The organism is Oceanimonas sp. AH20CE76 (genome assembly GCF_039654065.1).
GTDB classification, from domain to species: Bacteria; Pseudomonadota; Gammaproteobacteria; order Enterobacterales; family Aeromonadaceae; genus Oceanimonas; species Oceanimonas smirnovii.
In genome coordinates this window covers 177,622-195,839 of sequence record NZ_CP155481.1, presented here as the reverse complement: position 1 = coordinate 195,839, position 18,218 = coordinate 177,622, and the positions used below count along the sequence as shown (strand labels likewise).

General features: G+C 57.0%; 20 protein-coding genes. 5 read left to right on the top strand and 15 right to left on the bottom strand.

The genetic code is table 11. The features are described from left to right. Nucleotides 1-352: 352 nt before the first annotated feature. Nucleotides 353-1,204 (bottom strand): bifunctional allantoicase/(S)-ureidoglycine aminohydrolase, encoded by an 852-nt coding sequence (locus tag N2M06_RS00965; protein WP_317075658.1) that lies wholly within the window; start codon nucleotides 1,202-1,204, stop codon nucleotides 353-355. Nucleotides 1,205-1,377: 173 nt separating this feature from the next. Here N2M06_RS00965 and N2M06_RS00960 point away from each other — a divergent pair, with 173 nt between their 5' ends. Beyond that, nucleotides 1,378-2,247 (top strand): LysR substrate-binding domain-containing protein, encoded by an 870-nt coding sequence (locus N2M06_RS00960; RefSeq protein ID WP_346351328.1) that lies wholly within the window; start codon nucleotides 1,378-1,380, stop codon nucleotides 2,245-2,247. Nucleotides 2,248-2,258: 11 nt separating this feature from the next. Here N2M06_RS00960 and N2M06_RS00955 read toward each other — a convergent pair whose 3' ends face one another. From N2M06_RS00955 to N2M06_RS00920, 8 genes are all read right to left on the bottom strand, one after another. After that, on the bottom strand, nucleotides 2,259-2,747 hold the full coding sequence (locus N2M06_RS00955; RefSeq protein WP_346351327.1) for a nucleoside deaminase: 489 nt from the start codon (nucleotides 2,745-2,747) through the stop codon (nucleotides 2,259-2,261). A gap of 101 nt (nucleotides 2,748-2,848) precedes the next feature. Then, complete coding sequence (locus N2M06_RS00950) at nucleotides 2,849-3,550, bottom strand: GntR family transcriptional regulator (RefSeq protein WP_019934738.1); 702 nt, start codon at nucleotides 3,548-3,550, stop codon at nucleotides 2,849-2,851. Nucleotides 3,551-3,630: 80 nt separating this feature from the next. Beyond that, complete coding sequence (locus N2M06_RS00945; protein ID WP_346351326.1) at nucleotides 3,631-4,311, bottom strand: aspartate/glutamate racemase family protein; 681 nt, start codon at nucleotides 4,309-4,311, stop codon at nucleotides 3,631-3,633. 79 nt (nucleotides 4,312-4,390) lie between these two features. Continuing rightward, the gene (locus N2M06_RS00940; RefSeq protein WP_346351325.1) at nucleotides 4,391-5,830 is read right to left on the bottom strand and encodes an NCS1 family nucleobase:cation symporter-1; all 1,440 of its coding nucleotides are present in this window, start codon (nucleotides 5,828-5,830) and stop codon (nucleotides 4,391-4,393) included. 61 nt (nucleotides 5,831-5,891) lie between these two features. Further along, nucleotides 5,892-7,280 carry an NCS1 family transporter gene (locus N2M06_RS00935; RefSeq protein WP_346351324.1) on the bottom strand — a complete coding sequence of 463 codons (1,389 nt, stop codon included), beginning with the start codon at nucleotides 7,278-7,280 and terminating at the stop codon, nucleotides 5,892-5,894. Nucleotides 7,281-7,367: 87 nt separating this feature from the next. After that, on the bottom strand, nucleotides 7,368-8,102 hold the full coding sequence (locus N2M06_RS00930) for an aspartate/glutamate racemase family protein (RefSeq protein ID WP_346351323.1): 735 nt from the start codon (nucleotides 8,100-8,102) through the stop codon (nucleotides 7,368-7,370). 278 nt (nucleotides 8,103-8,380) lie between these two features. Beyond that, nucleotides 8,381-9,763 (bottom strand): ATP-binding protein, encoded by a 1,383-nt coding sequence (locus N2M06_RS00925; protein ID WP_346351322.1) that lies wholly within the window; start codon nucleotides 9,761-9,763, stop codon nucleotides 8,381-8,383. Continuing rightward, the gene (locus tag N2M06_RS00920) at nucleotides 9,760-10,434 is read right to left on the bottom strand and encodes a response regulator transcription factor (protein ID WP_346351321.1); all 675 of its coding nucleotides are present in this window, start codon (nucleotides 10,432-10,434) and stop codon (nucleotides 9,760-9,762) included. Before N2M06_RS00920 ends, N2M06_RS00925 begins: the two co-directional genes overlap by 4 nt. A 168-nt stretch (nucleotides 10,435-10,602) precedes the next feature. Here N2M06_RS00920 and N2M06_RS00915 point away from each other — a divergent pair, with 168 nt between their 5' ends. Next, nucleotides 10,603-10,932, top strand: a complete 330-nt coding sequence (locus tag N2M06_RS00915; protein WP_317075667.1) for a PepSY domain-containing protein — start codon at nucleotides 10,603-10,605, stop codon at nucleotides 10,930-10,932. A 140-nt stretch (nucleotides 10,933-11,072) separates the two neighbouring features. On the opposite strand, the gene N2M06_RS00910 is transcribed toward N2M06_RS00915, so the two are convergent. The 3 genes from N2M06_RS00910 to bioH form a co-directional block, all read right to left on the bottom strand. After that, complete coding sequence (locus tag N2M06_RS00910) at nucleotides 11,073-11,789, bottom strand: YebC/PmpR family DNA-binding transcriptional regulator (protein WP_019934728.1); 717 nt, start codon at nucleotides 11,787-11,789, stop codon at nucleotides 11,073-11,075. A 91-nt stretch (nucleotides 11,790-11,880) separates the two neighbouring features. Continuing rightward, nucleotides 11,881-12,201, bottom strand: coding sequence for a hypothetical protein (locus N2M06_RS00905; RefSeq protein ID WP_317075668.1), 321 nt, complete (start codon nucleotides 12,199-12,201; stop codon nucleotides 11,881-11,883). A gap of 76 nt (nucleotides 12,202-12,277) precedes the next feature. Next, on the bottom strand, nucleotides 12,278-13,048 hold the full coding sequence (gene bioH, locus N2M06_RS00900; RefSeq protein ID WP_019934726.1) for a pimeloyl-ACP methyl ester esterase BioH: 771 nt from the start codon (nucleotides 13,046-13,048) through the stop codon (nucleotides 12,278-12,280). A 27-nt stretch (nucleotides 13,049-13,075) separates the two neighbouring features. Between bioH and N2M06_RS00895 the strand changes: the two genes are divergently transcribed. Then, nucleotides 13,076-13,771 (top strand): ComF family protein, encoded by a 696-nt coding sequence (locus tag N2M06_RS00895; RefSeq protein ID WP_346352141.1) that lies wholly within the window; start codon nucleotides 13,076-13,078, stop codon nucleotides 13,769-13,771. Between the two features lie 72 nt (nucleotides 13,772-13,843). After that, nucleotides 13,844-14,422 (top strand): Fe-S biogenesis protein NfuA, encoded by a 579-nt coding sequence (gene nfuA / locus N2M06_RS00890; protein ID WP_019934724.1) that lies wholly within the window; start codon nucleotides 13,844-13,846, stop codon nucleotides 14,420-14,422. Between the two features lie 85 nt (nucleotides 14,423-14,507). On the opposite strand, the gene gpsA is transcribed toward nfuA, so the two are convergent. The 3 genes from gpsA to N2M06_RS00875 are packed head-to-tail and all read right to left on the bottom strand — an operon-like array spanning nucleotide 14,508 to nucleotide 16,462. Then, complete coding sequence (gene gpsA, locus N2M06_RS00885; RefSeq protein WP_019934723.1) at nucleotides 14,508-15,512, bottom strand: NAD(P)H-dependent glycerol-3-phosphate dehydrogenase; 1,005 nt, start codon at nucleotides 15,510-15,512, stop codon at nucleotides 14,508-14,510. Continuing rightward, on the bottom strand, nucleotides 15,512-15,997 hold the full coding sequence (secB, locus tag N2M06_RS00880; RefSeq protein ID WP_019934722.1) for a protein-export chaperone SecB: 486 nt from the start codon (nucleotides 15,995-15,997) through the stop codon (nucleotides 15,512-15,514). Before secB ends, gpsA begins: the two co-directional genes overlap by 1 nt. A gap of 33 nt (nucleotides 15,998-16,030) precedes the next feature. Further along, nucleotides 16,031-16,462, bottom strand: coding sequence for a rhodanese-like domain-containing protein (locus N2M06_RS00875; protein ID WP_019934721.1), 432 nt, complete (start codon nucleotides 16,460-16,462; stop codon nucleotides 16,031-16,033). A 215-nt stretch (nucleotides 16,463-16,677) separates the two neighbouring features. Here N2M06_RS00875 and gpmM point away from each other — a divergent pair, with 215 nt between their 5' ends. Then, entirely contained in the window at nucleotides 16,678-18,210 is a 1,533-nt protein-coding gene (gene gpmM, locus N2M06_RS00870; protein ID WP_317075670.1) for a 2,3-bisphosphoglycerate-independent phosphoglycerate mutase, read from the top strand. Nucleotides 18,211-18,218: the final 8 nt, after the last annotated feature.

The following is an 18,218-nucleotide window of genomic DNA, read 5'->3' as shown; positions in this document are numbered from 1 at the left end:
ACTTCGCCGACTCGCCGTGAACCCCTCCCTGGGGGCTCCGCTGCGCCATCCCTGGCGCAGAGGGTGCGGCGAAGCAGACGCCCTCAGGCCTTCCTTACATGACCACAGAGCCGGCTGACCATATCTATCAGGCAACGCTTTGTATCACGAAGCAGCAGCGTGGATTGCCGGAGCCGACCGTCACATGCCAAGGACGGCATGTGCCGAGCGCCCCATGGATGGGCTAGAAGCGTGTCGGCAGAGTGCAACCGCGCTGCTGCTTCGCTTTGCGGCATCCATAGACAACTGGTGCCTCGCTCCAAACACAAAAAGGCAGCCCGAAGGCTGCCTTTTTTATCGTTCCAGCTGCTGCTTAGCGACGGTTGCCGCGGTAAGCAGGGGACGAGTTCAGCACCATGTGGCGGTTCACGTCCTTGTACAGCAGGTAACGGAAGCGGCTGGGGCCGGCGGCGTAGCAGGCCTGCGGGCAGAAGGCGCGCAGCCACATGTAATCACCGGCTTCAACTTCAACCCAGTCCTGGTTCAGGTGGTAAACGGCTTTACCTTCCAGCACGTACAGGCCGTGCTCCATTACGTGAGTTTCGTCGAACGGAATCACACCACCAGACTGGAAGGTCACGATGTTAACATGCATGTCGTGACGCAGGTCGGTCGGATCGGTGAAGCGGGTGGTAGCCCAAACGTCATTGGTGTCCGGCATGGAAGTCGGCTCAATGTCGTTCTCGTTGGTCACAAAGGCTTCCGGCACGTCGATGCCGTCTACAAATTCGTAGGCCTTGCGCAGCCAGTGGAAACGTACCGGCTCACCGCTGTTGTTCTTCACGGTCCAGTTGGCACCCGGCGGCAGGTAGGCGTAGCCACCCAGCTCCATGTGATGCTCTTTGCCTTCCAGAGTCAGGGTCATTTCACCTTCAACGATGAAGATAACGCCTTCGGCACCGGCATCCAGCTCAGGCTTGTCACTACCACCGTTGGGAGACACTTCCATGATGTAGTGAGAGAAAGTCTCGGAGAAACCGCTCATCGGACGGGCGATCACCCACAGGCGGGTTTCGTCCCAGAACGGCAGGAAGCTGGTGACGATATCGCTCATTACGCCTTTCGGAATAACGGCGTAAGCTTCGGTGAAGACAGCGCGATCGTGGATCAGTTGAGTCTGCGGGGGCAGACCGCCCTTGGGGGCATAATAGGTATTACGGGCCATTACTTTGTCCTTTATGCTTGATGGTTGGACATTTGCCAACGAGAGCAACACGGCAGCTTATCATGGCGCCATATTGCTTAAATGCTGAACACGTGGATTGTAGTGTATGAAATAATAATTTATAAATTAAATAATACAATGATACCCAGTGGACTTCCCACTACCAGGAAAAAATGACTCAACTGACAACACTCGATCCCGTGCTGCTGCGCAGCTTTGTGGCCGTGGTGGATACCGGCAGTTTTACCCGCGCCGCCGACAGCACGCACCTTACCCAGTCCACCGTCAGCCAGCAGGTACGCAAGCTGGAATCCCAGCTTGGCTGCGAACTGCTTAACCGCAAGGGCCGCTACATTACCGCCACCCTGGAAGGCGAGCGGGTGCTCAACTACGCCCGGCGCATACTGCAGCTAATGCAGGAAGCCGTGGCCCAGACCAGCCTGAGCATAGAGCAGCAGAAAATTCGCTTAGGGGTGCCGGAAGACTTTGCCACCCACGCCATCATGCCGGCGCTGGCGGCCTTTGCCAGCGAGTATCCCGGCATTCGGCTGGAGGTAAAAAGCGGCCTGTGCAGCGATATCTGGCGGGAGTTTCAGCGCGGCGAGCTGGATCTGGCGCTGGTCAAGCAACGCCCGGGCAGCGTGCCGGGCATGGCCAGCTGGCCCGAGCCGCTGTGCTGGATAGACAGTCTGGAAAGCAACAACCTGGCCAGTCAGCCGGTGCCGCTGGTCACCTTTCCCATCGGTGGTCTTTACCGGGGCGAAATGGCCCACACCTTTGACCGGCTGGGCCGCAGCTGGCGGCTGGCCTATGTCAGCACCAGCCTGTCGGGGGTATGCTGTGCGGTGGAGGCCGGCTTTGGTATTTCCCTGCTGCCGCGGCGGCTGGTGACCACCAAGCACCGCATTCTCTCCGAGGCCGATGGCCTGCCGGACGTGCCGGATCTGGAGCTGACCCTGCACGCCCAGGATAAACTCTCGGCCCACAGCAAGCTGCTGGCCGAGCGGCTGATCAGTGCCTGCGATAACACCTGCCGGCAGTAGCCACGCCGGCGTTAATCCTGCTTGATATGCTCATTGGCACCATAACCGTGCTTTTCCTGCCACAGGTCAAACACGGCGGTTTTTTCGTCCAGCGGCAGGTGCAGGGTTTCCACGCCCTGCTCACCAAAGGGCTGCTGCATACGCTGATACAGATATTCGGTAGACCAGCCATAGCCCTCGCCCACGTCGTCGCCAGCGCAATACACCAGCCGCGATACGCCGGCCTGGATCATGGCGGCCATGCACATGGCGCAGGGCTTGCCGCTGGCATACATGGTGCTGCCGGCAAACAATGATTGTTTATGAGTGCGGGCAGCATTACGCAGCGCCTGAATTTCGGCATGGGCGGTAGGATCATGCTCAACATAGGTCTGGTTTACCCCTTCCGCCAGCACTTTGCCGTCCTTCACCAGCACGGCACCAAAGGGCTGGCCGCCCTTGGCTACGTTGTCCCGCGCCAGATCAATGCTCGTTTTCAGATAATCCAAATCGGCCATCATGCCTGCTCCCATATAAAACAACGGCCCGGTGAGGCCGCTGTAACGTTTTTAATAAAATCAGTAAGTTGGCATCATAGACCGCCGGTCATCACGATCAAGCCCTACAGATCGGCAAAGATATGCTTGAGATTAATGTCTTCTTCGGTGGGAGGCTCCAGCTGCAGCTGGGCTTCTATCTCGTTGAGATGATCAATCATCAGCTGCACCGCCCGCTCTGTGTGGTGCCCGGCAATGGCGGCCAGCAGGTCGTTATGCTCGCTGCAGGAAGGGCCGGCATGATGATGCCCCTTGCGCGCGCCACCTGGCTGCTGATACAGGGCCACAATCAGTGATGAGCGGGGAATGATCTCATGCAGAAAGGAGGTCAGCACAGGCTTGTTGGCCAGTTTGCCAATCAGCAGATGAAACTCGCCGGACAGCCGAATGCGCAGACTCTGATCCCCCTGCTCTGCCGCCTGATGTTCTTTATGCAAATGTTCCTGCAGCAGCTTTTTCTCCCGCAGAGTACACTTACTCGCCAGCTCCCGTACCAGCTCGGCTTCAAGCAACCGGCGCGCCTGAAAAATATCTCTGGCTTCTTCCGGCGTCGGCTCAGCAACAAAAGCGCCGCTGTTGGGCACCAGGTTCACCAGCTTGTGATAAGAAAGCTGCAGCAGCAGCTTGCGCACAAACCCCCGGCTTAAGCCAAACGTCTCACACAACTCTTCTTCCTTCAGCCGGGTACCCGGTAACAGCTTGTGGGCAACGATCGCCTCCCAGATACGCTGATATACCTTATCCAGATCCTTGTTTTTATTATTCATGGATTTGTCCTTTGTGCTCTGCGGCCATTTAACTTCAGGTTAACATGGCTTTTTATTGTCAACAATCTTGTTTTCGTTCGTTAAAAACTCTCTTTATTAATAGCCATTACCGCTGCCCGGGTAGCAGCAAGTACAGGTACTACAAGGGGAATATCAAAGTGAGGCTGCAACCTTAATGCTGAACCGGTAAGCGGCCCTCCACCAATGATGACAGCGTCCGCTCCGTCTTTTACTACCGCCTGGCATACCGCTTCACTCAGTGCATGATCCAGTTTGTCGGAAGACATCACCAGCTCAGTGGGATCACCGGTTGTTACCCGAGTGCCGCAAAACTGTTGCTCCAGACCCAGCGTCATGGCTTTGTGTTTAAAAAAAGCCAGCAGCTCGGCATCGGGAGTAATAGTGGCAATGGCAAAACGCCGCCCTTCACGGGCTGCAGCCAGATAGGCCGACTCGGCAATGCCCACTACCGGCACCTTCACACGCTGACGCAGTTCAGCCAGTCCCGGATCAGAAAAGGCCGCTATCATCAGTGCTGCCGAGCCTTTGGCAGCCGCTGCTGTGCCCAGCTCAAGCACACCGGCAGTGGCCGCCCTGATCTCGGCCGGCGTGGTCAGCAGGGCCGGCACTCCCGTATTGGTCAGGCCCTGCACTTGCACACCGCCCCCCGCAACCTGTCCGGCCAGCGCCACCATGGCTGCCGTGGCGCTTTCACTGGAATTGGGGTTGATCAGCATTAATGTTTTCGCCACTTCAGGCATATGACTCAGAACCTTGAAAAAAACATGTATGGATCATCTCCATCATAACAAGGGGTCATTAGCCGGCAAGACCGCCTTGTCAGTATTGACGCTTGGGCTTTGGTACCAGCAAGTAATAAAAAACACCGCCAAGCGCTGCGCCAATCATCCAGCCGTAACCATTGAGATCACTGAGCGCCGGTACCCAGACAGTTGCAACGGAGAACACAGCGGCCATGGCAAAGGCAATCATCGCCTTTTTATTCCAGCCGCTCTGGTAGAAATAGGCTCCCTCGGGATCCCGTGAAAACAACTCCTGCATATTCAGGCTCTGGCGTTTAATAAGGTAGTAATCCACTACAATAATGCCGTAAAAAGGTGCCACAATGGCCCCCAGCGCGTTCACAAAGCCGGAAATCCCCATTTGGCTAATCACTGCCACCCAGAGTCCGCCCACAAAGAAGGCAACCACCGCAGTGATCAGGCCACCAATGCGAAAGCTAATCACCTTTGGAAACAGGTTGGCCAGGTCATAGGCCGGCGGAATAAAGTTAGCCACCAGGTTGATGCCCACGGTCGCCGCAAAGAAAGTCAGCGCCGCCACAATGGTCAGAGGCAAAGAGTCAACCCGGTCCACAATATCTGCAGGGTTGGTCAGTGCCTCACCAAACAACACCAGAGTGCCGGCCGTAATGATCAACGCAATAAAGGAAAAGAAGGCCACATTCAGGGGCAGCCCCACAAAGTTGCCAATTTTCATCTGCCGCTCGCTGCGCACAAAGCGGGTAAAGTCACCAAAGTTGATCACAACGGCAGCAAAATAGGCCACCATGGTGCCGACAATGGCAGAAAAAGCCGCCACGTCACTGCCCTGATAATCACCGCCGCCATCAAAGATGGTCGCCACGGCCGGCAGCAGCTGATCACCGGCCTGATACCAGACTACCAGCATCAGCACCAGCATCACCGCATACACCAGTGGCCCGGCCCAGTTCAGAAACACGGTGATTTTTTCGATACCCTGCCAGAACAGAGCTATCTGAAATACCCAGACCAGCATAAACGACAGCCAGGCGGTACCCGACATACCGAGAAATTCACTGTTACTCTGACCAAACAGCGCTGTCAGTAACAGAGTCACGGCGGTAGAAGCAAAGTAGGTTTGCACTCCGTACCAGAAGATACCGATAATGGCCCGCAGCAGCGCCGGAAAATTGGCACCGCGCACCCCCATGCTGGCCCGAATCATCACCGGAAAGGGAATGCCGTATTTGACGCTGGGCTTGCCGCTTAAATTCACCAGCACCATCACAATAAAACCGGCCAGAATAATGGCTGCCATCACCGCCCAGCCGTTCAGGCCGTAACTCAGAAACAGCGACGCCGCCAGGGTGTAGCCAAACAGACTCTGAATATCGTTGGACCAGACGTTAAAAATTTCAAACCAGCCCCAATGCCGGTCCTTGTGCTTGAGCGGAGCCAAATCTTCGTTATAGAGCAGCGGATCGTGATGGGTTATTTCAAGTTGCTTGTCATCCATGCTTTTTCTCCCGGGATAAAAACAAAAACAGCTCCGCAGCTGATGTGCGGAGCTGAATGACTTAGTTGCGAAAACGCTGACAGGGCTGCCAGTACTGCATCAGCAGGTAGTAGGTGACACCGGCCGGGATCAGGCTGGCGTACCAGGACACCGAGGAGAAGGTCAGGGCCACCAGGGCACCGGCCAGGGCGGCAATCACGGCGGCGTAGTTCACGCCCTTGTAAGGACCGTTCTCGTCATACAGCTTGGTAATATCCAGCTTGCGGCGGCGCAGAATGAAGTAGTCCACCACCATCACCGCAAAGATGGGGCCGAGAAAGGCGGAGTAGGTCTGTACGAACAGCTGCAGGCCGGCGGAAGATTCTTCCTTCACCAGTTCCCAGGGGAAGGTGCAGAAGGCCAGCAGGCCCACCAGAATGGTGGAGGTGCGGAACTTCAGCTTGAACACGTCCATCAGAATGTAGGTGGGCGGCACCACGTTATTGAGCACGTTGGTAGTGACCTGGGCAAAGGCGATAAACAGCAGGGTGGTCACCAGCAGCGGCGTATTGTCCACGGCGCTGGAGAACACCTGAATCGGGTCGGACACGCCGGTGGCACCGGACACCATCAGGCCAATCAGACCCATAAACAGGGTGCAGGGCAGAATGGACATGGCATAGATGATGGTGAGCAGGCCGGGCTTGGTGCCTTCCTTCAGCTCACGGGAGTAGTCACTCACGTTCAGCATCATGGTGCTGTAAATGCCGAGGAACAGCATGGTCGCGCCCCAGAAGGGCACACCCCAGGTGCCTTCCATGTTCACCAGGTTGGCGGTGATTTCGTCGCCGTAGCGGTTGATCACGCTCCAGAACATGTACACCAGCGCCAGCAGAATAAAGCCGCTGCCAATATTTTCCAGCCACTTGATGCCCTGGAAGCCAAAAATGGACAGGCCAATCTGCAGAAACTGGAACAGCACAAAGAACAGCACCAGATTGTCGAATCCGAACAGGGTGGCCGACACCGCGTTCAGCGCCCCCGCCCCTATCCAGCTCTGAAAGCCGTACCAGACAATGGCCGGCACCGCCCGTACCAGTCCGGGAAAACGGGTGCCGGAAAAGCCAAAGGCGGCCCGGGCCTGCACCATAAAGGGAATGCCGTATTTGTAACCGGCGGCACCGTTCAGCGCCAGAGCAATACCGATCACAAAACAACCAATGGCAATGGCCACCACCGCCTGCGTAAGGTTAAGGGTGCCAACAATGCTGGAGCCCATGGTAAAGGTGCCGATCGACACGCAGCCACCGAACCAGGCCAGCAGGTAGGATAGGCGGCCCATAATACGATGCTTCTGGGGGGCCAGAGATTCTTCACCGGCTTTCTTGTCGTTGCCGGCAGTCTGAGCCGATTGGGCCTTGCCGGTGCTCATGGGAATGGCGGCTTCGCTGTTGATATTCTGAATAGCCATAGTCTAGTCCTCGGTATTCCGTCACGGGAGGGCACTGCCGCCCTCATTCATACGCCGGCCATCATGGCCGGGCGGTTACGAGCAAGCTCAGGCAATTTTCAGCCCCTTGCCCGGCATGGCCAGCTCGGGGCGTGGCCAGTTAAAGGTCAGCACCTTGCTGGTGCCCAGTTTCATGTCCACCATGGCTTCGCACAGTTTAAGTGCGGCCACTGTGCCATCGATCACCGGAATGCCGATCTCCTGTTCGATATATTCCCGGTAGGCGGACATACCGGCGCAGCCCAGCACTATGGCTTCTGCCTTGTCTTCTGCCATGGCCTTGCGGCACTCGGCAATCACCTTGGCAATGGCAGTGTCCGGCGATTCAGCCAGATCCAGCACTCGCATGGGTGTGGTACGAATGCCGCTGCAGTGCTCGCCAAAGCCGTAACGGCTGACCAGATGCTCAGTCATAAAGCGCACTCGGGGAGCCGTGGTGACTATGCTGAAGCAAGCGCCGGCCATGCTCGCCATATGAAAAGCTGCCTCGGCAATGCCCAGCACCGGCTTGTCGGTCAGCTCCCGGGCAGCATACAGGCCGGGGTCGCCAAAGCAGGCCAGCACATAGGCATCAATATTTTCTTCCCTATCTCCTTTGGCGATTTCTTCCAGCACACCGGGTACCGCCAGCGCTTCATCGTAAAAGCCTTCAATAGAGGCCGGACCGCTGGCCGGACTGACCGCCAGCACCTGGGTATCGGGACGGGCCACGCTGTCGGCCAGTCGCTGCAGCGCATCGGTAAACGCTCGAGTGGTGTTGGGGTTGATAATCTTGATCCGCATACTGACTCCTTGTTTACAGCAAACCTGATAAATCGTTAACAATTTAATTATGGAACCATCGTTAACGATTTGTAAACTTGTTTGTGAGTGATGCGTTAATCATTTAGACAGGTTTGGTTGACATGAGAAGTGCGTACTAAAAGTAATCGGACAGAAAATTAAGGTCATTAAAATCAAAAGTTTAAAAAACTTAGAGGATGAAAGGCATTCTGAATCGTCGATATACCATGCTTTCAGGCAGGTGCTTGAGTCACAAAAAACAGAAAAATTGTTAGCAATTATGTGATCCAAGGCACGCTCTGGCGAGCATCAGTGGGGGGCATAATACCGGGCAGCATGACTTCGGCAGCAAAGCCGTCGGACTGTCCTGGTGCCGGTGAAGACAACACCAGGCGAGTGCCGGCACCGCTGGCAATGGCATCCACAATGGCCAGTCCCAGGCCGGCCCCCGGACGGGACACATGAGCCCCCGCAGCACGGGCAAAGCGGGCGGTCAGTCCGGCCAGCTGATCCGCCGGCACCGGCGGGCCGCCATTACTGACTCGTACCCTTCCCTCACTCGACAGACTGACCCTGACCGGCTGCGTCTCATCACCGTATTTAAGCGCGTTTTCAATCAGGTTACGCACCAGAATGGCAACCGCATCCATATCGAGTGTGGTCATCACAGCACCCGTCTGCGGCAGCTCCAGCTGCAGACGCCATCCTGCCGGATCATGCCGGAACTCACTGGCCACCAGCCTGATAACAGCCACAGCGTTATGCGGCTCGGTGGCCAGCAAGGCTCCGCCTTCTGCCTTGGCCAGCTGCATCAGCTTTTCCGACAGGCGCGCCAGCCGCTGAAGTAACGCCTCAATATGATCAATTCGCTGCTGCCACTGAGTTTCCGGTGCTTCCTGCCGCAACCGCTGTACCTGAGCCAGCGCGGCGGCCAGCGGAGTGCGCAACTCATGGGCGCTGTTGGCGGTAAAGCTGCGTTCCGACTCCAGCGCCCGGCGCAGCCGCTCCATCAGCTGATCCACAGCCTGTGCCACCGGCTCAATCTCTTCAGGCAGCGCTATCTGGGTAACCGGTGACAAATCACCTGCTCCGCGGGTTTCAATGGCCGTTTTGTAAGCCAGCACAGGGCGCAGGCTGCTGCGCACCCACAGCCAGATACCGGCAAGACTGAGCGGGATCAGCAGTAACAATGGTGCCAGCAGCGCCATCACCGCTTGCCGCGCCGTTTCCTGCCGGTGCGCAAGCGGCTCCGCCACCTCAATAAAAATGGTATTACTCACCGCAGCTTCACCATAGATACGATGACTGTCCGAGGTACGGAATCCGATTACCGGACGCGCGGCAAACAGCGCCGGGTTAACATCATGAGACTGCAGCAACACTGTGCCACTGGCATCACGCACCAGATAACTGAGCATTTCGGTATGCGGCCGCAGCATGGCAATTTGCTGCGACAGGCCCGGCAGCTCTCTGTTTACAATTTCAGTCACTGCCAGCGGCAGTATGCGCTGGGCCGTTTCTTCCATGGCACTGTCAAAGGCCGCATCCAGCTCGTTACGTACCACCACCCCGGATGCCAGGGTGGCCAGCAACCACAATAAAGACACGCCCAGGGTCAGACCTAGGCCCAGGCGGCGCTGAAGGCTGGTGGAACCACTCATGGCCGTACCAGCCGGTAGCCCATGCCACGCACTGTTTCAATCAGCCCGCGCCCCAGACGTTTGCGTAACCGGCTGACATATACTTCTATGGTGTTGCTCTCAATTTCAGCACCAAACGCATAGAGATGATCTTCCAGCTGTGTCTTAGACAACAGGGTTCCGGGCCGTTGCAGAAACGCCTCCAGCAGTGCCCACTCACGGGCGGTGAGCTCAATGCGCTGCTCTGCTCGCCAGACGGCGTGCTCATTCAGATCCACCTCCAGATCGCCTATCTGCAGCCGCGGGTTAGAGTGACCATGGTAACGCCGGGTCACGGCATGAATACGCGCGGTCAGTTCGGCAAGATCAAACGGCTTGACCAGATAGTCGTCGGCACCGGCATTAAGTCCTTCAATCCTGTCGGAAATACGATCCCGGGCGGTCAGAATAATCACGGGAGTAACAGCTCCCGACGTCCCGACAGGTAATGCCCGCAGCCAGCGCAGAAAGTCCAGCCCGGCACCGTCGGGCAGCATCAGGTCGAGCAGAACCAGATCATATTCCGTGGTCCTGATACAGGCACGGGCAGGTGCCAGCTGCTGCATCCAGTCTACCGCATGGCCATCATCGGCAAGCTGATCCCGTATTGCCTCTCCCAGTCCGGCACTGTCTTCAATCAGTAATATACGCATGGATTCTTCCCGCTGTCGGTCTCTGTCTGCTTCAAGCATATCGCGTTTGGCTGACAGCCGGCTGAAGCTGTCCGTTATTACCGAATATCAGCACACATTTTTATGACATTCAGGTGTCTGTCAGGAAAACAGCGCACACTGAAACAAGACACCAGAAGGAGACAGACCATGAAATATCTTTCCCTGAGCGCAACCGCCCTGGCTCTGATGCTGGCCGCCGGCAGCGCCCATGCCGATGACGACTGTCACGATGCCGTTGCAGACTGGCAGCCCCGTGAAAACCTGCGCCAGATGGTGGAGCAGCACGGCTGGCAGGTGCACCGCATTAAAGTGGATGACGGCTGCTATGAGGTCAAGGGCCGGGACCGGCACGGTAACCGGATAGAAGCGAAATATGCACCGGCTTCCCTGCGTATTCGCAGCCTGGAAGTGGAATTCAGTGAAAACAGCGATCTCTCGGCTTATGATGATTTACCAACAGCGTCGCGGAGACACTAAACCGGATAATGGCTCCCCTGGGGCTGGATGTGCAGACCCTCAAGGCGGAAGGCCGATACCGGGAAGATGTGTACTGAGAGCGCAAAAGGGGCAGCCTGCCGGCTGCCCCTGTGACGATAGGTTTACAGAGTAAGGATGTATCAGTATTCGGCGTTGTGATACACGTTCTGAACGTCGTCCACATCGTTGAGCATATCAAGAAAGCGCTCCATCTGAGCCACATCATCACCGCTGATTTCTACCGTGGTCTGGGGCACAAACTGAATGGCATCCACCTCAAAGTCGATGCCTTCAAAAGCATCGATCAGCGCTTGTTTGGCCTTGGCATATTCGGTATTGGGCGCAAAGACGGTGATCTTGCCGTCTTCCAGCTCAATGTCAGTTACATCTACATCAGCCATCATCAGGGCTTCCAGTACGGCCTCTTCGTCGTCACCGTCAAATACCAGAATCGCGCAGTGATCAAACATGTGGCTCACTGTGCCCGAAGTACCCAGCTTGGCCTTGACCTTGTTAAAGCACTGACGCACGTCACCAATGGTACGGTTGGGGTTGTCGGTCAGGCAGTCCACAATCACCATGCAGTTGCCCGGGCCAAAACCTTCATAGCGGGCGGGTGAAAAATCTTCACCGGCACCGCTGGTGGCCTTTTGCAGGGCTTTTTCAATTACATGGGTGGGCACCTGGTCTTTTTTGGCGCGTTCGATCAGGCCACGCAGGCTCAGGTTACCATCGGGGTCGGCACCGCCGGCTTTGGCGACCACGTAAATTTCGCGGCCGTATTTGCTGTAGACCTTGCTCTTGGCATTGGCGGTCTTGGCGATGGATTCTTTGCGGTTTTGATAGGCTCTGCCCATGACGTGATCTCGTTGTTCAGCAAAAAGAGCACGAATTTTACACACAGCGCCGGATTATTTCTATTTTCAGTCAACGGCCACTGCGCGGTCGTCAGACCTCCACATCCAGCACGGCATCCGCCTGCCCTTCCAGGTCGTGATAACGCCGGTTGATCACTTCCAGCCGGCGGCTCATGGCCGGGCTGGTGCCAATCAGACAAACCGCGCCCTGATGCAGACTCAGCCAGGCTTCAAAGGCTTCTTCCCGCCGGCTGCGCTGGCGTTGCCGGTCACGCTGACGAATGGCCACATAAGGCTGTACCGCCCGAATAACCGGGATGGCAGGGCGGCGCACATTATCTGCCCGGGCCGCCTCGGTGGCGGGCTGGGCCGGATTGGGCGGCATATTGGGCAGAATGACGGGTATGGCCATAACGGTTTCCTTCAAGGCGAGATTGCCTGTCAGTTCTGACTATAGCCCAGAGCGTCCGGCGGGGCAGCAAGCTGGCTCACTTCAGCCGGTGCAAAAAGTCTCTTATTCTGTCCGCAGTGGCATCGGGGTGAGAAATAAAGGGCGCGTGAGAGGCTTTGGGCTCAATATGGCTGTCACTGTCAGGTGCCAGCTCGTCGGTCAGCACCGCCGCCTTGCGCGGCACCAGACCATCAAGCCGGCCATAAAGCCGTAGCAGCGGCATCTCCAGCTGTGCCAGCTGGGCCCGAAGGTCAGTCTCGCCCAGCAGACCAAGGCCAGCTGCCAGTGCCCGGGGATCCGGTGCCGGCCGGCTGGCCAGACTGTTACGCAGCCGACGAATGTCTTCTCTGGCATGCTCGCTGCCCATGGCCTGCAGTGCCAGGAAACGGTTCACTACCTGCTGATGGTCCTCTGTCAGTTGCTGTTCAAAACCACTCAGCACCTCGGGCTTAATACCAGGCCAGCCCGCTTCACTGACAAAGCGGGGCGAACTTGCTAGGGTAATTAACGCGCTTAGCCGCTGTGGTGCCTGCAGTGCCGCCTGAGTAGCCACCAGCCCGCCCAGCGACCAGCCCAGCCAGGCGGCGTGTTCCGGAACCACTTTCAGTACACTGGCGGCCCAGTCAGCCAAAGAGCTGCCTGCTGGCAACGGCGCGCTGTGGCCAAATCCCGGCAAGTCCACCATATGCAGACAAAAATCACTTTCCAGCCGGCCGGCCAGCTCATGCCAGACGCCGCCGTTCATACCCCAGCCATGCAGCAACACCAAATCAGGGCCACTGCCCCGCCGTTCTGTATATACACTCATTACATGTTTCCTTATCGTCTCCGGCCCATCATACGGCCCCTGCTGGCCCGCTTACAATCCGGCCCGTTGTGGCAGGGACAGTGCCTGTTGTGCCGGCAGGACTGTGATGAGCAGCCATTGTTATGCCGGCATTGCCGCACCGGTCTGCCGGTGCTGACTTATCCCTGCCCGGGTTGTGCTTTTCCGCTGCCAGTAGACGATGCCCACTGTGGCCGCTGTCAGAAACAGCCGCCGGCCTGGCAGCGCATGCGAGTGCTGGCCCCTTTTGATGCTCCCTTTAACCGGCTGATCCACGATCTGAAATATCACGGAAAAATGCTCAATGGCCGCCTGCTGGGGCACTTGCTGGCTGCTGAGCTGACCCCGCCATGGCCTGAAGCCATACTGCCGGTGCCGCTGCACTGGTGGCGACAGTTGCGCCGGGGCTTTAACCAGAGCCATGAAATAGCCCGTGGCCTGCAGTCATGCCTGGATCTGCACATAGATAGCCGGGTGCTGCGTCGGGTGCGTGCCACCGCAGCGCAAACCCATCTGAGCAGAGCAGAGCGCCGGCGCAATCTGACCGGAGCCTTTGCTGTTGCTAACTGCCGCTATCGCCACGTCGCCCTGCTGGACGATGTGATCACCACCGGATCCACCATGACGGAGCTGACTCACTTGCTGCACGACAATGGCGTGGAAACCGTCGAAGTCTGGGCAGTGTGCCGCACTCTTGAACGCTGATCACTATTCAAGCGCTGGCAACAGGAGTATGATTTAAAGTTGAGTTGTTTAGTCAGGTTTACGAGGATAGCGATGATTACGATTTCCGAAACCGCCCAGGGGCACTTCTGCAAGCTGCTGTCGCAGCAACCGGAAGGCACCAATATTCGCGTGTTTGTGGTTAACCCCGGCACACCCAATGCCGAGTGCGGCGTTTCTTACTGTCCTCCCGATGCAGTGGATCCGGAAGATACCCATCTGCAGTTTGATGGTTTTGAAGCCGTGGTTGACCCGCAAAGCGCCCCCTTTCTGGAAGAAGCCGAAATTGATTTCGTCACCGATCAGATGGGCTCTCAGCTGACCCTGAAAGCTCCCAATGCCAAAATGAGCAAGGTGCCGGATGATGCCCCTCTGGCCGACCGGGTCGAATATGTGCTGCAGTCCCAGATCAACCCCGGGCTGGCCAGTCACGGCGGTCAGGTAGTGCTGACCGAGATCACCGAAGACGGCCTGGCCATTCTGCAGTTTGGCGGCGGCTGTAACGGTTGCTCCATGGTAGACGTCACCCTGAAAGAAGGTATCGAGAAGCAACTGCTCGAGCTGTTCCCTGGTGAACTCAACGGCGTGCGCGACGCCACCGAGCACCAGCGCGGCGACCACTCCTACTACTGAGCGCATTCGCCCGAAAGCAAAAAGGAGCCACAAAGGCTCCTTTTGTTTGGGTGTTCACTTCGAGCTTATCGCTTCAAGCTCTCTGCTACTCCGCTTTGCGATCCCGGCTGAGCAGGGCAATAGCGGCCTCTTTGGCGTTCTTGCCTTCATACAACACCCGGTACACCTGATCGCAAATGGGCATTTCCACCCCATGACGACCCGCCAGCTGATGCACTTCGGCGGCGTTACGATAACCTTCCACCACCTGACCGATCTCGGCCATGGCGGTATCTACGCTCTTGCCCTGCCCCAGTGCCAGGCCAAAACGACGGTTACGGGACTGGTTATCGGTGCAGGTGAGCACCAGATCGCCCAGCCCGGCCATACCCATAAAGGTATCCTGCTGAGCACCCAGGGCCACGCCCAGACGTTGCAGCTCGGCCAGCCCGCGAGTGATAAGCGCAGTGCGGGCATTGGCACCAAAACCCAGCCCATCAGCCAGACCGGCACCAATGGCAATCACGTTTTTGACGGCACCGCCCAGCTGCAGCCCCACCATATCGTCGTTCAGATATACCCGGAACGAGCGGCCACAGTGCAGCAGATCGGCCAGCTCTCTGGCAAAGCCGGCATCGTTGGATGCCAGGGAAATAGCCGTGGGCAGGCCCATGGCCAGCTCTTTGGCAAAGGTTGGCCCCGACAATACCGCCAGCGCCCTGTTTTCACCCAGAATATCGGTCGCAACCTGCTGCAGCAGGTTGCCGGTATCCGGATCCAGCCCCTTGGTTGCCCAGGCAATACGACTGTCCGGGCGCAAAAACGGCTTTATTTGGCGTAACACATCGGCAAACACATGGCTGGGCACCACAATCAGCAAATTGCGGCTGGCCTGCACCACTTGCTGCAGATCCGCGTTCGGTATCAGGCTGTCGGGAAAGGCCGCATCGGGCAGAAAAACCTTGTTACAACGGTCTGCCGCCAGCGTGGCCACCTGCTCGGGCCTGTGGCTCCACAGCAGGGTACGGTGGCCGTTGCGGGCCAGCGCAATAGCCAGGGCCGTGCCGTAAGAGCCGGCCCCCAGCACTGAAATGGCAGCCTGCCGGGTCATCAGGCATCGGCCTGCTGCTGTTGCTCCTGAGCGCGCTGCATATGAGCGGCAAACAGAGCATCAAAGTTGACCGGCGCCAGATTCAGCTGTGGGAAGGAGCCCTTGTTCACCAGACCGGATACAGTTTCACGGGCATAGGGGAACAGAATATTGGGGCAGAAAGAACCCAGGCAATGAGCCAGCTGCGGCTCGGCCATGTTACCGATGGTGAACACACCAGCCTGCTGAATTTCACACAGGTAAACGGTTTCGTTTTCGCCCATGTTGCAGGTTACGGTCAGGGTCAGCACCACTTCAAATACATTGTCACCCAGGCGGGCGCTTTTGGTGTCGAGATCCAGTTTAACTTCAGGTTTCCATTCCTTCTGGAACACCACGGGCGTACCCGGTGCTTCAAAGGAAACGTCTTTCAGATAAATACGCTGGATCTGAAATTCTACCTGTTGTTGCGCCTGAGTGTCGGCACCGTTTGCTGCTTCAGCCATGAAACTATCCTTTTGCTCAATGGGTTATAAAAATTAACGCTTGGTGGTCACCGGCAGGTTCTGAGTGCGCCAGTCGGTCATGCCGCCGCGCAAAGTATGAACCTGGCTGAAGCCCGCCTTGCTCAGCAGGCGGCCGGCTCCGGAGGTGGTCATGCCGCTTTCACAGACCAGCACCAGCGGTTTGTCTTTATACTTTTCAATCAGATTGAGGTTGTTGGCCTTCAGCTGACTGTTGGGTACATTAATGGCACCGGCAATATGGCCTTTGCGGAATTCTTCTGCGGTCCGAATATCCACCACGGCAGCATTCTGCTTGTTAATCAGCATGACCGCTTCCTGAGCCGGAATCACCTTCACCTTGGAAAAACGGGCAATGATAAAGGTATATATCACTGCCATGGCCAACCCCAGCCAAACCATGCTCAGCAGCGGATGCCGGCCGGCAAAATCAAGGTATTCTTGCATGATGTTACTTCTTGCGAATTAAAGACGGAAAAGCCCGAGTATACATGGGGAAACATCAAATAACAGCCGCCGCTGTCCGCCCAAATGCGGGACGGATCACCCAATGGCAAATCCCACACCCCTTGTCTGGTGACCAATTCGGCAATTGTAGTAAAATGACACACAGTTTCAGTTTTCATCGCATGACACTTTAAATAACGATATAGGGTTACACCATGAACTCGACCAAAAAACCCCTGGTACTGCTGATTCTCGACGGCTGGGGGTACAGCGAAAAAACCGAACATAACGCCATTCACAGCGCTCATACTCCCGTGCTCGACGGCCTGATGAAGAACCGGCCTTCCACCCTGATCTCCACGTCAGGTGACGATGTGGGTCTGCCCGACGGGCAGATGGGCAACTCGGAAGTAGGTCACGTCAATATTGGTGCCGGCCGCATTGTTTATCAGGACTTCACCCGCATCGGCAAGGCCATTAAAGACGGCGACTTCTTTACTAACTCGGCCCTGACCAAGGCGGTGGATGGTGCCGTGAGCAAGGGCAAAGCGGTGCATATTATGGGCCTGCTGTCGCCCGGTGGCGTGCACAGCCATGAAGATCATATTGCTGCCATGATTGAACTGGCCGCCCAGCGCGGTGCCGAACAAATCTATCTGCATGGCTTTCTCGACGGCCGGGATGTGGCCCCGCGTTCAGCCATGAGTTCACTCCAACGTTTTGACGATTTGTTTACAAAACTGGGTAAAGGCCGGCTGGCCTCCGTCATTGGCCGCTACTACGCCATGGACAGGGACAACCGCTGGGAGCGGGTGCAAATTGCCTATGATCTGCTGACTCAGGGCAAGGCGGAATACAGCGCCGGATCAGGTCCTGCTGCCTTACAGGCAGCCTATCACAGAGACGAGAACGACGAGTTCGTAAACGCCACTGTGATCGGCGAGCCGGTTATCATGCAGGATGATGACGCCGTCATCTTTATGAACTTTCGTGCCGACCGGGCCCGGGAGCTGACCCGTGCCTTTGTGGAGAGCGACTTCGCCGGCTTTGAACGCAGCCACTATCCGGCCCTGTCCGATTTTGTGATGCTCACTGAATATGCTGCCGATATTCACACCAGTTGCGCCTATCCGCCGGTCCGGCTGGAAAACACCCTCGGAGAGTGGCTGGCCAATCACAACAAGACCCAGCTGCGCATCTCTGAAACCGAGAAATACGCTCATGTTACCTTCTTCTTTAATGGCGGCATGGAAGACTGTTTCAGGGGCGAACAGCGCGAGTTGATTCCAAGCCCTCAGGTGGCCACCTATGATCTGCAGCCGGAAATGAACTCTGAGCAGCTCACCGACAAGCTGGTAGACGCCATTGAAAGCGGCGAGTTCGACGTCATTATCTGCAACTACCCCAACGGTGACATGGTAGGTCATACCGGTGTATTTGAAGCGGCGGTCAAAGCCTGCGAAGCGGTAGACAGATCTATTGGCCGGGTGGTGAAAGCCCTGGAGAAAGTCGGTGGCGAAGCCCTGATCACCGCCGATCACGGCAATGCCGAGCAAATGGTCAACCCACAGACAGGTCAGGCTCATACCGCTCATACCAACCTGCCGGTGCCGCTGATTTACATCGGCCGGGATGCCACGCCGGTAGCAGGCGGCAGGCTGTCCGATCTGGCCCCTACCATACTGACCCTGATGGGGCTGGAGATTCCGCCGCAAATGACTGGCAAGCCTCTGATGGTTCTGAAATAATCACGGCC

Coding starts and splice junctions, on each gene's coding strand:
- N2M06_RS00965 (WP_317075658.1), bottom strand. CDS start 1,204: ATGGCCCGTAATACCTATTATGCCCCCAAGGGCGGTCTGCCCCCGCAG.
- N2M06_RS00960 (WP_346351328.1), top strand. CDS start 1,378: ATGACTCAACTGACAACACTCGATCCCGTGCTGCTGCGCAGCTTTGTG.
- N2M06_RS00955 (WP_346351327.1), bottom strand. CDS start 2,747: ATGATGGCCGATTTGGATTATCTGAAAACGAGCATTGATCTGGCGCGG.
- N2M06_RS00950 (WP_019934738.1), bottom strand. CDS start 3,550: ATGAATAATAAAAACAAGGATCTGGATAAGGTATATCAGCGTATCTGG.
- N2M06_RS00945 (WP_346351326.1), bottom strand. CDS start 4,311: ATGCCTGAAGTGGCGAAAACATTAATGCTGATCAACCCCAATTCCAGT.
- N2M06_RS00940 (WP_346351325.1), bottom strand. CDS start 5,830: ATGGATGACAAGCAACTTGAAATAACCCATCACGATCCGCTGCTCTAT.
- N2M06_RS00935 (WP_346351324.1), bottom strand. CDS start 7,280: ATGGCTATTCAGAATATCAACAGCGAAGCCGCCATTCCCATGAGCACC.
- N2M06_RS00930 (WP_346351323.1), bottom strand. CDS start 8,102: ATGCGGATCAAGATTATCAACCCCAACACCACTCGAGCGTTTACCGAT.
- N2M06_RS00925 (WP_346351322.1), bottom strand. CDS start 9,763: ATGAGTGGTTCCACCAGCCTTCAGCGCCGCCTGGGCCTAGGTCTGACC.
- N2M06_RS00920 (WP_346351321.1), bottom strand. CDS start 10,434: ATGCGTATATTACTGATTGAAGACAGTGCCGGACTGGGAGAGGCAATA.
- N2M06_RS00915 (WP_317075667.1), top strand. CDS start 10,603: ATGAAATATCTTTCCCTGAGCGCAACCGCCCTGGCTCTGATGCTGGCC.
- N2M06_RS00910 (WP_019934728.1), bottom strand. CDS start 11,789: ATGGGCAGAGCCTATCAAAACCGCAAAGAATCCATCGCCAAGACCGCC.
- N2M06_RS00905 (WP_317075668.1), bottom strand. CDS start 12,201: ATGGCCATACCCGTCATTCTGCCCAATATGCCGCCCAATCCGGCCCAG.
- bioH (WP_019934726.1), bottom strand. CDS start 13,048: ATGAGTGTATATACAGAACGGCGGGGCAGTGGCCCTGATTTGGTGTTG.
- nfuA (WP_019934724.1), top strand. CDS start 13,844: ATGATTACGATTTCCGAAACCGCCCAGGGGCACTTCTGCAAGCTGCTG.
- gpsA (WP_019934723.1), bottom strand. CDS start 15,512: ATGACCCGGCAGGCTGCCATTTCAGTGCTGGGGGCCGGCTCTTACGGC.
- secB (WP_019934722.1), bottom strand. CDS start 15,997: ATGGCTGAAGCAGCAAACGGTGCCGACACTCAGGCGCAACAACAGGTA.
- N2M06_RS00875 (WP_019934721.1), bottom strand. CDS start 16,462: ATGCAAGAATACCTTGATTTTGCCGGCCGGCATCCGCTGCTGAGCATG.
- gpmM (WP_317075670.1), top strand. CDS start 16,678: ATGAACTCGACCAAAAAACCCCTGGTACTGCTGATTCTCGACGGCTGG.